Here is a 13,024-nt window from a genome sequence, read left to right as displayed (position 1 = left end):
ATGCGCAAATTTCTGGCAGGTCTGCTTGGCATGGTTCTGTGCGTGCAGACCGTATATGGGATCCCGGTCCGGGCGGCAGATGTTTTCGAGCCGGGAGAAAGACCGAAAGCTATGCAGGATGTGATCCGGCAGGAGGATCCGGAGCAGACGAACAGAGACAATTCGGGCAATCTGACCGGTCTGGAACTATCTGCTGAGTCCGCAGTTATTATGGAAGCTTCCGGAGGTCAGGTTCTCTTAGAAAAAAATGCGGATGAGAAAAAGCCCCCGGCGAGTGTGACAAAGGTTATGACGCTGCTTCTGATCTTTGATGCACTGGCAGACGGAACAATCACGCCGGATACCGAAGTCACAACTTCTGAGTACGCTGCATCGATGGGCGGATCCCAGGTATTTCTGGAAGCTGGTGAGAAGCAGACTGTGGATACAATGATCAAGTGCATTGCTGTGGCAAGTGCCAATGATGCCTGCGTGGCGATGGCAGAAAAGATTGCCGGGAGTGAACCGGCTTTTGTGGAAAAGATGAATCAGAGATCGGCAGGACTTGGAATGACGAATACCCATTTTGTCAACTGTAATGGACTGGACACGGAAGGGCATCTGACGACAGCAAGAGACATTGCACTGATGTCACGGGAACTGATCACGAAGTATCCACAGATCGAGGACTACTCAACGATCTGGATGGAAAATATTACCCACACTACGGCAAAGGGCAGCAGTGAATTCGGACTGAGTAATACCAACAAACTGATCCGGCAGTATGAATACGCAACCGGACTGAAGACCGGATCCACAAGCGGTGCGAAGTTCTGCCTGTCTGCAACGGCAAGAAAAGACGGGGTCAATATGATTGCGGTTGTGATGGCAGAGCCGGATTCTAAGACACGGATAAAGGATGCCATTGCCATGTTAAACTATGGCTTTGGGAAATGCAGTATTTACCAGGATGAAAAGGCACTGGAAAAAATTGTGTATGCCGAAGTGAAACATGGAATGCAAGAGAAGGCAAAGGGAGAGACGCTGGAGGGCTTCCGGTATGTGGATACCAGTGGATCAGATCTGTCTGCCGTGGAAAAAGAGGTACAGATACAGAAACAGACTGCCCCGGTAAAGAAAGGCGACCAGATCGGAGAAGTCATTTACCGGCTGAATGAGAAAACCATCGGAAGCGTTCCGGTTTATGCGACAGAAGGTGTCGGGGAGTTGACATTTGGGGGCGCATTCCTTAAAATTCTGGAAGAAATGATGGTATAACGAAAGAGGGAAGAGATGAAGGTAACAGGGATTATCGTATTGATACTGGTGATTTTTGCAGCAGCAGTTCTTACAGAAGTATGGCGGGAGCTGCACTGCTTCAAGATTACAAGATACCGGATCAGAACCAGTAAAATAAAGGGAGATGCCGGAAAAGTACGGATTGCTTTCTTAAGTGATCTGCATAATCATGTCTATGGAAAAGAGAATGAGGAGCTGCTTTTGGCGATCAGGGAAGCAAAGCCGGATTTGATTTTGGCAGGCGGCGATATGCTGGTCGGGAAAGCCGGAAGAGACTGGACACCGGCAGCGGATTTGATGAAAAAACTTCCACAGATCGCACCGGTCTGGTGCTGTAATGGCAATCATGAGCAGAGAATGCATGAGCAGCAGGAGATTTACGGCAAAGAATATGGATATTATGAGAATGAACTGAAAAAGGCAGGGATTCATGTCCTGGTGAATGGATCAGAAGAGATCCCGGTAAACGGGATGAAGCTGCGCTTATATGGGATGGAGCTTCCATTTGGATGCTATAAAAAAGGATGGAAGGTGTGTCCGCTTACGACTGGCGAGATGGAAGAACGGATTGGCAGTGCAGAGACGGACGCATACTGCATTTTAATGGCACATCATCCGCTTTACGCAGAAACCTACTGGAAGTGGGGAGCAGACCTGGTGCTGTCCGGACATTTACATGGCGGGATTGCCAGACTTCCACTGCTTGGCGGTGTGATCAGTCCGCAGTTCCGTCTGTTTCCACGCTACAGCGGGGACTGTTATGAAAAAGACGGGAAATATATTGTGGTCAGCAAAGGGCTCGGAACCCACACGATCAATTTCCGCTTCTGGAATCCGGCAGAGTTAGTCGTACTTGATATCATCCCGGCTTTCCTGTATAATAAATAAGGTTATCGACAATTTGACTGGAAAGGATATCTATGGGAAAAGGAATACCGGTAAAGCTGCAGGTTTTTGAGGGACCTCTGGATCTGCTCTTACATTTGATCGATAAAAATAAAATAGACATCTACGATATTCCGATCGTAGAGATCACCAACCAGTATATGGAATATATCCAGGCGATGGACAGAGCAGACCTGAATGTCATGAGTGAATTTCTGGTTATGGCGGCGACACTTCTGGACATCAAATGCAAGATGCTTCTTCCAAAGGAAGTCAATGAAGAGGGCGAGGAAGAAGATCCGCGTCAGGAACTGGTAGAGCAGCTTTTGCAGTACAAGATGTACAAATACATGTCTTATGAACTGCGTGACCGCCAGGTGGACGGAGAAAAGCTGTTCTATAAGGGAGCGACCATTCCGGATGAAGTAAAGAAATACGAAGAACCGGTAGATCTGGATACGCTTCTTGACGGGCTGACCCTGACGAAGCTGAATGATATTTTTCAGGATATCCTGAAAAGACAGGCAGATAAGACGGATCCGATCCGAAGTAAGTTCGGCAAGATCGAGAAAGAAGAGGTTACGCTTCCGGAGAAACTGGAATATGTTTATGAGTATGCAAAGGTACATCACAGATTCAGTTTCCGGGATCTCCTGAAAAAGCAGGCATCCAAGGTACAGATCATTGTCACCTTCCTGGCGGTGCTGGAGCTGATGAAGACAGGAGAGATACAGGTATATCAGGAACATACGTTTGATGATATCATCATTACATCGGACGAGGGACTGCGGCAAGGAGTATAGAAGAAAATGAGAACAAAACAGTTGGAGAGTATCATAGAGGCAATCCTGTTCACTATGGGAGATTCGGTCGAGGTGAGTAAGATCGCATCCGCGATCGAGCAGGATGTGCCGACGACGGAGAAACTTATCCATAATATGATGGACAAGTATCAGAAAGAGGAGCGTGGCATCCGGATCATCGAACTGGATCATGCATATCAGCTCTGTAGCAAACCGGAGATGTATGAGTATCTGATCCGGATCGCAAAGCAGCCGAAAAAGTATGTCCTGACAGATGTCATGCTGGAGACGCTTTCAATTATTGCTTACCGTCAGCCGATCACCAAGCTGGAGATTGAGAAGATTCGCGGAGTCAAATCGGATCATGCGGTAAACAAGCTGATCGAGTACAATCTGGTCTGCGAGCTTGGGCGCCTTGATGCACCGGGACGTCCGCTGCTTTTTGGAACAACCGAAGAATTTCTGCGCAGATTCAGTGTGCAGTCTTTAGATGATCTCCCGGGCATTGAACCGGAGAAGCTGGAGACATTCAAAGAAGAAGCGGAAGATGAGGCACAGATCCGGCTGAATATTTAAAATAGAATCCATAGTATAAACGCCCGTCCCTGTTCATAAAATGGAACAGAAAAGAGCAGGAGGGAGACCGGGGCGCATGAAAAAGAAAGAAAAGAAGAGGAATGGAATACCGGCACGGACCAGAAGAGGGATTCTGGCAGCGTGCATGGTATTCTTTTTTAGTTTGCAGATTTTTCAAGGAAAGATGCTATGGAGAGAATCCACAGGAGAAAGTCCGGGTAAGGTCTTATCTGGGAAAGTGCCTGCGGAAGAAAATGAACGGACACAGATAATGGAGACTACGCAGCAAAAGGAACCGGTCTCGGATGCGCAGACTGCACAGGAAAAAGAAACCCGTGAGCAGGAAAGGGAGCAGCTTCTTACCCGGCTCTATGCCCGTTCCGCTGCGCTGGTGGATGCGGACAGCGGCAGGGTCCTGCTCGGAAAAGAAGAGCATGTAATGCGCCCGATGGCAAGTACAACGAAGATCATGACCTGCATTCTTGCGCTGGAAAAGGGAAATCCGAAGGACCTGGTGACAGCCTCTGCAAATGCGGTCGCACAGCCGAAGGTTCATCTGGGAATGCACGAAGGGGAAGCGTTTTATCTGGGGGATCTTCTATATTCCCTGATGCTGGAATCCCATAATGATTCTGCAGTGGCGATCGCGGAACACCTTGCAGGATCCGTTCCGCAATTTGCCGGGTGGATGAATGAAAAGGCAGAAGAGATCGGATGCACTGAGGCACATTTTGTTACGCCAAACGGATTGGATGGAGAGGATGTGGGCGGTGTGCACAGCATTTCAGCTGCAGATCTGGCAAAAATCATGAGCTACTGTGTCCTGCGTTCTCCCAAAGCTGCAGAATTTCTTGCAATCACGCAAATGCCGGTATACAGCTTTTCTGATGCTGAGGGAAAGGGAAATTTTAGCTGCAGCAACCACAATGCATTTCTTCAGATGATGGATGGCGCGATTTCCGGGAAAACAGGGTTTACCGGGGATGCCGGATACTGCTATGTAGGGGCTTTGCAGAGTGAGGGCCGCACATTTGTAGTGGCACTGCTTGCCTGTGGCTGGCCAAACAACAAGAATTATAAATGGACAGATACCAGAAAACTGATGGAGTACGGAATGGCACATTATCGTTATGCTGAGGTGTGGAAAATACCGGAGCTTTCGAAAATACCCGTGGAAAACAGTGTTTCCAAAAATGGTTTGTTTGGAAAAACAGCAGTGGAAGTGGAAATCAAAGGAAAAGAAAGTCCGGGTAAGATTCTGGTCGGAGATGATGATGTGGCAGAAGAAAAGACAGAAGTACCGGAAAAACTGGATGCGCCGGTGAAAAGCGGAACACCGGTCGGACAGATCACGTATCTCTTAAACGGGGAGAAATGGGGGAGCTGCCAGGCTGTTGTAAAAGAAACAGTCAGACGGAGAACATTTACCTGGATAGCCATGAAAATGTGTGAAATGTTTTATCAATTTAATTTTTAAAACACGAGAAGAATAAAATAGATCAAGAAAATTGCTTAAATTCATCAATGGACTTTCGCGATAAGATATGTTAGCATTAGCTAGACAACAAAATAAGACAAGAAAGTTGACGGATATTTGTGAAAAGTCAGGAATTAGGCAAATTGTGTGATTTTTATGAAAAATTTCTTGTTTTTTCATATGAACAGAAGAAAAAGCAGATGCCGCCCTTTCCAATTAAATAAAAGGAGAGAAACAAAATGGAAAATTGTAAAAAATACGAGAGACAATATTTTATGCCTCCGAAATTTGAATATGATTGGGTGAAAAAAGATTATGTAGACGCACCGCCGATCTGGTGCAGCGTTGACCTGCGTGATGGAAACCAGGCACTGATTGAGCCGATGAGTCTGGATGAAAAGCTGGAATTCTTCCAGTTATTGGTCGATGTGGGATTCAAAGAGATCGAAGTCGGATTCCCGGCAGCATCTGAGACAGAGTACCAGTTCATGCGTACCCTGATCGAAAAAGACATGATCCCGGATGACGTGACTGTCCAGGTACTGACACAGGCAAGAGAGCACATCATCAAACGTACCTTCGAAGCTGTACAGGGAGCACCACATGCTGTGATCCACGTGTACAACTCAACCTCTGTTGCACAGAGAGAACAGGTTTTCAAAAAAGACAAAGAACAGGTAAAACAAATCGCCATCGACGGAGCAAAGCTGTTGAAACAGCTTGCTGATCAGACAGAAGGAAATTTTACTTTCGAGTACAGTCCGGAAAGCTTTTCAGGAACAGAGGTGGACTATGCAGTGGATGTCTGCAATGCAGTACTGGATGTATGGCAGCCGACAAAAGACAAAAAAGTAATCATCAACATTCCGACAACCGTAGAAAACGCAATGCCGCATGTATTTGCAGGACAGGTAGAATATGTAGATAAGAATCTGAAATACCGTGATGGCGTGGTACTCAGCCTTCACCCACACAACGACCGTGGATGCGGCGTGGCAACTGCTGAAATGGGTATTCTTGCAGGTGCAGACCGTATCGAAGGAACCTTATTTGGAAATGGAGAACGTACCGGTAACGTGGATATCGTGACACTGGCACTCAATATGTTCTCGCAGGGTGTAGATCCGGGACTGGATTTCACTGACATTCCAAAGATCCGTGAAATCTACGAACGCCTGACCAGAATGCATGTCTATGAAAGACAGCCATATGCAGGAGATCTGGTATTTACCGCATTCTCCGGCTCCCATCAGGATGCCATCGCAAAAGGTATGGCATGGCGTGAAGCGGAAGAAAGAGATCACTGGACCGTACCGTATCTGCCAATCGATCCGAAGGACATCGGAAGAACTTACGATAAAGATGTTATCCGTATCAACAGCCAGTCAGGAAAAGGCGGTGTAAGCTACATTCTGAAGCAGAACTTTGGCATCAGCGTTCCGAAAGAAATGCGTGAAGAAGTCGGCTACATGGTAAAAGATGTATCCGATAAAGCACACAAGGAACTGACTCCGGACTGGGTATACCACATTTTTGAAGATCATTATGTAAATTACAAAGGAATCTTCTCTATCGATGAATGCCACTTCAAACAGGAAGATGGTATTATAGCAGATGCAACCATTTCCCATGCAAATGGAAAACGTGTGGTAACAGCAGGCGGTAACGGACGTCTTGACGCAGTCAGCAATGCGATCAAACAGTACTTTGGTATCAGCTATGAACTGAGCTTCTACGAAGAACATTCCCTGACACGTGGTTCTTCTTCCAAGGCATGTGCTTATGTAGGTGTCATCTGCAATGGAAAGACCTACTGGGGAGTCGGAATTGATGCCGATATCATTAAAGCTTCTATTGAGGCATTGACAGTTGCTGTCAATAAGATCGATGAACTGAAGAATGTGAATGAATGTAAAGATGAAAGAATGGTAGAGATCATGAACTATATCCAGGCAAATTATCTGGATGTATCTTTAGATGATCTGGCAGAAAAATTCTTCCTGTCCAAACCGTATCTTTCTAAATATATCAAAGAAAAATCCGGAATGACTTTCGGGGATATTGTCAAAAAAGTCAGAATGAAAAAGGCACGTGCCCTGTTAAAGAGCAGCAGCATGACCGTTGAAAATATTGCACTGACAGTTGGATATCAGAATGTAGAGCATTTCAACAGACTTTTCAAGAAGGCGTACAATATCACACCGGTACAGTTCCGCAACCAGAAATAAATAATACGAAAAAAGGGCGCAAAAAACGGAAAAAATACGTTTTTTGCGTTCTTTTTTTGTCAATGTTTATGAATGTGAACAAAATTTCATATTTACAGACGAAAATATTGACAAAGTGAACAAAAAAAAGTAAGATACTTGTATGTTCAAAATAAAAAACAAAAGTTAAAAATTATGAAACAAGGAGGAGTGAAGACATCTGAGGATGGGGAAAAATTAACGATTGTTTTTTGTTGAATGAATTGAATACAAAAGGTTATTTTGGAGGGAAAAATAATGAACGAACATGATGAGGCGTTAAGAAAACAAACCGCCTTTTTAGGACAGCCAAAGGGTGTGGGAACCCTGAGCTTTATGCAGCTTTGTAACTCTTTTGCAAACTATGCGATGAGTGCGGTACTGATTTACTACTTATACGCAAATGCACCGGAAGGACTTGGATTCAGCAAGGCAAATGCAGCACAGCTGATCTCTTTATATTCAACAGTTGTCGTACTGACAGGTATCGTCGGAAGCTTTGTCTGCGACCGTATCTTAGGATGCCGGAAGTCTTTATTTATAGCAAGATCACTTTCATTTATTGGATATGTATGCCTTGCATTACCACTTGGCGTTCCTGGCTATGGAATCGCTATGGGATGTCTGGCAATCGGACCGATGTTCGGTGGCAGATGTCTGGATGCTCTTCTTGGAAAATTCTATGATGAATCCGATGGAAGACGTGACAGCGCTTACACGATTTCTTACGTAATTTCCAACATTGGTGCAGCAGCTCCGGTACTTTCTGGTGCAATCGCAGCAGCACTCGGATACCATGCAGCATTCGCGGCATGTGCAGTCCTTGCATTCCTGGGTATCGTTGTATATGCAGTTACATACAAACCGTTCTTCGGTAATATCGGTATTGAACCGGATGATCCGCTTCCGGATGATAAGAAACGTTCTTTCATCACAAAGATGATCATTGTACTTGTTATCTGCGCAGTTGTTCTTGCAACGCTTTTTGCAACAGGAACATTAAGTATTTCTGTATTCTCAAATGTAATCAGTACTGTATCGATCATTATCCCGATCGTATACCTGGTAGTTATTTATAAAAGTAAAAAGACAGAGCCACATGAGAAGAAGAAAATCCTCTGCCTGGTTCCGCCGTTCATCTGTAACGCAGTTACCCTGCTGATCTGGACACAGACAATTTCAATCCTTGCAATCTTCTATGAAGAAAAGGTTAACCGTGTACTGTTCGGAATTGAAGTGCCTGCAGCATCTATGCAGACAATCCCAGCAGTATTTGCAGTTATCATCGGAAGTATCCTGACAGCAGTATGGACAAAACTTGGAAAGAAACAGCCATACGGAACCACAAAGATGGGTATCGGAACAATCTTCTGGGGACTTGGAGCTTTAATCATTGCACTCCTCTATGTAATCTATCCTGGAGATGCAAAAGTCAGTGCATGGTGGATCGTATTATTCTATGCAATCCTGATGCTTGGTGAAGGATTTACCTGCCCGATCGGTTACTCAATCACGGCTGTTGCAGCACCGAAGGCATTCATGACACAGATGATGACAATCTGGTCAATGTCACAGTCTACAGGAGCTGCTCTTAACACGCTGCTCACAAACTTCTACAAAGAAGGAAGCGAAATTCCGTTCTTCGTAGCAATCGGTTTGGGTGTATGTGCAGTCGGTGCGGTTGTAGCAATCTTCAGTAAAAAGCTTGCAGTTGGAATGGGACTGGACAAGAACGCAGAAGCATAAAAGATTAGGAAATAAGTTTATGTTTCAGGAGGATGAAAAATAAATGTCAGAGAATTGTAATTATGCACCGGTCGAAAAAGTCATTCTGATCGATGACAGAAGAATTGAGATTTATTGGGGCGAACAGATGCGCCGTGCTGATAATGAAAACGATTATCTGGTAAAATACAAAGGGGAAGTACAGGAACTGGTACACTGGACCAGTGATATGACATGGGATTATGGTACGGTATACCAGAAAGAATCCATGCGCACCACACTTTCCCTGGTTCATCCGGTTGATCCGGAATGTGCAGGAGAGGTTACCGTACAGGTTGTCGGAAAGCTGACTGATGTAAAAGACAGACCGGCAGACAATGAAAAGGTCTACCAGACCGTGTATCAGCCATATTATGTAGTCCGCAAAAAAGGAACCTCCGGCATTGTAGTAAAAGCCGGAGAAAAAACAACACAGGCTGTAGTGGATAAAGCACTTGCAATTATTGATATGATGCTTGAAAAGATCCCGGAAGTAGCAGAAGAGCTCGTCCGCAGAGGCGCAGAGGTATCTGTGTTCGGACTGCTTGAGAATGCATATGATGTCCCGGAACACAGAATGGGATATCTGCTTGCAACCCGCCACGTGGCAGGTTACGGCGGTGAGATGACGAATCCGGCATCCTCTATTTCAGAGGCAAATGTAATCCGTCTCAGAACCGGAAGATATGCAACCAGTTATCCAAATGAGATGATCCTTGTGCATGAATTCGGACATGCGATCCATCTGGTTGGAATGAATGGTCTGAAAGACCAGACGCTTGCAGACATGATCCGGAAAGTATATCAGCATGCCAGCGACAATGGTTTGTGGCCGGACACTTATGCGATCAGCAATTACGAAGAGTATTTTGCAACCTTAAGTACTGTCTGGTTCAATGTCATGCAGGAAGGTGTTGACGGACGATGGGATGGTATCCGCGGACCGGTCAACACAAGAGAGGAACTGAAGGTCTATGATCCGGAAGGATATGAGCTGATGAAGCACATTTATCCGGAGAAGACACTTCCGGAACCTTGGCATTATAATGTAAACATCTATGATATTGATGGAAAACCATACAAATCATATGATGAAAATATGAAATTCAACTTGGATTTCATTCAGTAGGAGATGGAACAATGAATACACGCATACAGAAAATTGTAGATGCTGTAAAGAAAAATGGTCATGACGGAATTGTGATCAGCAAAGGCAGCGACATCAAGTATCTGACCGGCTTTACCGGAGAATATGGAGTTGCAGTCCTGCTTCTGACAGAACAGAAAAACTATTTTGTAACCGACGGACGGTTTGAATTCCAGGCCGCACAGGAAACAGAAGGATTTGAAGTTGTTGTCTACGGTGAAGGACTGAATTACTTCAGCCAGACCGGTAAATTGGCGGCAGAAGCAGGGGTAAAACAGTGTGCAATCTGTGGAGCAGATCTTACGTTTGATGATTATCAGGATCTGGTAAGTCAGGCGCCTGATACCAAATTCGTTTCCGAAGGGTCTTATGTAGAACCTTTACGTGCGATCAAGACACCGGAAGAAATCGAGACGATCGAACAGGCATGCCGGATTTCAGAGAGATCTTTCTATGCACTGCTTGATGTGATCAAACCGGGAGTTACAGAGATCGATATTGCAAATGAACTGGAATATCAGTTCAGAAGCCGTGGCGGCTCCGGATTCTGCTTCGAGACGATCGTAGCATCTGGTCCGGATAATGGAGCAAACTGTCATGCGACAGCATCCGATAGAAAAATCCAGCTTGGTGATTTTGTGACGATTGATTTCGGGACTTATTATCACGGATACTGCTCGGATATTACCCGTACTGTTGCAGTAGGGAAAGCCAAAGATCCGGAGCTTTACAAGATGTTTGACGTAGTCAGAAAAGCAAAGGATGCTGGTCAGAACAGCCTGAAACCGGGAATGGTTATGGGCGAGCTCAGAGATATCATCGTGAAGGTAGTAGAAGATGCAGGCTATCATATTCCACATGGTCCGGGACACAACTTCGGACTGGATATTCATGAACAGCCGTATATCTGTACCGGCAGTAAAGTGACCCTTCAGCCGGGAATGGTTCATACGATCGAACCTGGAATTTACATTCCGGGAATCGGTGGCGTCCGTCAGGAAGATGATTTCCTGATCACAGAAGATGGATACCGCAGAATTACAAATATTACAGATGCTCTGATCACACTGTAATAAAAATGTTGTCATCCTAAAAAAGTATAAAGAATTGAGGAAATCCTTATCTGGTGGTTTGCCGGATAAGGGTTTTCTTTTTTTGCGGGGACGGTCTGCGAGGGAGAGGTAGTGGGGCAGATTTAGAAAAATATGGGGGTGAAGTCCATTGTGCAAAACATTGCGATGAGCCTCTGAAAGCGAAAATTGTGTCAGCAGAGGCTTCCACAATTTTTGAGTCTCATCTCCATTGCACAATAAGTGCCTTCACCCCTATATTTTTTTAAATCTGCCGCTGTAATCTTTGGACGCAGACCTGGAAATCGCAAAAATTTTAACAGATTTTAACAGATTTTGTTTGAAATGGTTGCGCCTTTTAGGAAAAACAAGTATAATACACTTCAAAATGGTTGCACTTTAAAATATTAAAGAATGAATGCGACGAGAGAGGGGCAGCATGAAATGGCTGCGTGTATTTGAAAAATAAAGGAATAAAAGAGGGACCAAGGGATGATTATCAGTACGAAATATCTGATTACAGGAGATGGAAAGACCGTTCTTACGGATAAGGCAGTCTATATTGGAGAGGACGGCAAGATCGGAAAAATCGCACCAAAAGAAGAGCTGCTGAAGGAATTTCCGCAGGAGGAAGTTAAGGAATATGGTGATGCGACACTTCTTCCGGGACTTATGGATATGCATGCGCATCTTGCATACGGCTATTCCCAGCCGGACAGCTTTAATTATGGGGCACAGCTGATCATGTTATATGCGTTGCAGCATGCGCAGGCTGCATTTGAAAGAGGGATCACCACGGTGCGGGATATGTCTTCAGCACATGGTGTATGCAAGAATCTGAAACTGGCAGAAAAGAAGGGATTTATCGTGATCCCGAGAATCGTGCATACGGATACCGGAATCTGCATGACGGGCGGACATGCCTGGGATGAAGTCGAGGAAGCGGACGGTCCGTGGGCAATCCGCAAAGAAATCCGTAAGCAGGTTCGCGACGGTGCGGAATGGGTGAAGATCCTGACCACCAACCGCGAACCGTATCCGGAGCTTACCCAGGAAGAACTGGATGCGGCGGTGGATGAGTGCCACAGAAGAGGAATCAAGTGTGGCGTGCATGCCGGAACCAATCCGGGGATCCAGATGTGCATTGATGCCGGATTTGACACGATCGAACATGGAACCTTTATGACGCTGGATCATGCAAAGCAGATGGCAGAAAAAGGTATTGCCTGGACACCGACTATCATGGCATATACTTATCTCTATGAACTGTGCAAGGAAAATATCGAGAAAAATGGCGATGCACCGGTCAGTGATTCGGTCATGCAAAAAGAGATGGCAAATTATGAATTCTTTGAACCGGCATACAAAGCGTACCGGGATCATTTTAAAGAATTTTATGATACGGGTGTGACGGTTCTTGCCGGTACCGATATGGTGATGTATCATTCTCCGCTCTTACCGCTTCCGAGAGAACTGCAATATATGGTGGAATACGGAATTACACCGGTGCAGGCAGTACAGGTGGCAACTTCCAATCCGGCAAAGGTTCTGGGTGTGGAAAAAGAACGCGGACTTGTTGCCGAAGGACTGGATGCAGATCTTCTGGTAGTTGGCGGTGACTTAAGCAAGGATATCACCAGATTAAAAGATGTAAAATTTGTTACACTTGGCGGAAAAAGAGTCTTTGAAGACGGCATCCGTTATGTCGGAACAGGGAATATGTTTATGTAAAAAAAAGGCTTCTGCGTTGCAGAGGCTTTTTTACACGTGAAAATTAC

At 45.3% G+C, this 13,024-nt stretch carries 10 protein-coding genes; all 10 read left to right on the top strand.

Translation table 11 applies throughout. The features are described from left to right. The 10 genes from PGY05_RS01535 to PGY05_RS01490 all read left to right on the top strand — a co-directional run bounded on the left by PGY05_RS01535 (position 1) and on the right by PGY05_RS01490 (position 12,977). Complete coding sequence (locus PGY05_RS01535; RefSeq protein ID WP_022219907.1) at positions 1-1,257, top strand: D-alanyl-D-alanine carboxypeptidase family protein; 1,257 nt, start codon at positions 1-3, stop codon at positions 1,255-1,257. A gap of 15 nt (positions 1,258-1,272) precedes the next feature. Further along, positions 1,273-2,166, top strand: coding sequence for a metallophosphoesterase (locus tag PGY05_RS01530; RefSeq protein ID WP_270475206.1), 894 nt, complete (start codon positions 1,273-1,275; stop codon positions 2,164-2,166). 32 nt (positions 2,167-2,198) lie between these two features. Then, positions 2,199-2,966: a segregation and condensation protein A gene (locus tag PGY05_RS01525; RefSeq protein WP_173685147.1), complete on the top strand. Its 768-nt coding sequence runs from the start codon at positions 2,199-2,201 to the stop codon at positions 2,964-2,966. 6 nt (positions 2,967-2,972) lie between these two features. Then, positions 2,973-3,542, top strand: a complete 570-nt coding sequence (gene scpB, locus PGY05_RS01520) for an SMC-Scp complex subunit ScpB (RefSeq protein WP_055155895.1) — start codon at positions 2,973-2,975, stop codon at positions 3,540-3,542. 76 nt (positions 3,543-3,618) lie between these two features. Continuing rightward, the gene (locus PGY05_RS01515) at positions 3,619-5,019 is read left to right on the top strand and encodes a D-alanyl-D-alanine carboxypeptidase family protein (protein WP_055260793.1); all 1,401 of its coding nucleotides are present in this window, start codon (positions 3,619-3,621) and stop codon (positions 5,017-5,019) included. 239 nt (positions 5,020-5,258) lie between these two features. Continuing rightward, the gene (locus tag PGY05_RS01510) at positions 5,259-7,247 is read left to right on the top strand and encodes a 2-isopropylmalate synthase (protein WP_008369222.1); all 1,989 of its coding nucleotides are present in this window, start codon (positions 5,259-5,261) and stop codon (positions 7,245-7,247) included. Between the two features lie 276 nt (positions 7,248-7,523). Beyond that, complete coding sequence (locus PGY05_RS01505; RefSeq protein WP_211133453.1) at positions 7,524-9,011, top strand: peptide MFS transporter; 1,488 nt, start codon at positions 7,524-7,526, stop codon at positions 9,009-9,011. Positions 9,012-9,054: 43 nt separating this feature from the next. Next, entirely contained in the window at positions 9,055-10,158 is a 1,104-nt protein-coding gene (locus tag PGY05_RS01500) for a hypothetical protein (protein ID WP_270475205.1), read from the top strand. A gap of 11 nt (positions 10,159-10,169) precedes the next feature. Next, positions 10,170-11,249 carry a M24 family metallopeptidase gene (locus PGY05_RS01495; RefSeq protein WP_270475204.1) on the top strand — a complete coding sequence of 360 codons (1,080 nt, stop codon included), beginning with the start codon at positions 10,170-10,172 and terminating at the stop codon, positions 11,247-11,249. Positions 11,250-11,738: 489 nt separating this feature from the next. Then, entirely contained in the window at positions 11,739-12,977 is a 1,239-nt protein-coding gene (locus PGY05_RS01490) for an amidohydrolase family protein (protein WP_270475203.1), read from the top strand. Positions 12,978-13,024 lie beyond the last annotated feature (47 nt).

This window comes from Coprococcus sp. AF51-11b1 (genome assembly GCF_027682785.1).
Taxonomy (GTDB): Bacteria; Bacillota; Clostridia; order Lachnospirales; family Lachnospiraceae; genus Allocoprococcus; species Allocoprococcus comes.
This window is presented reverse-complemented; position numbering and strand designations above follow the sequence as displayed.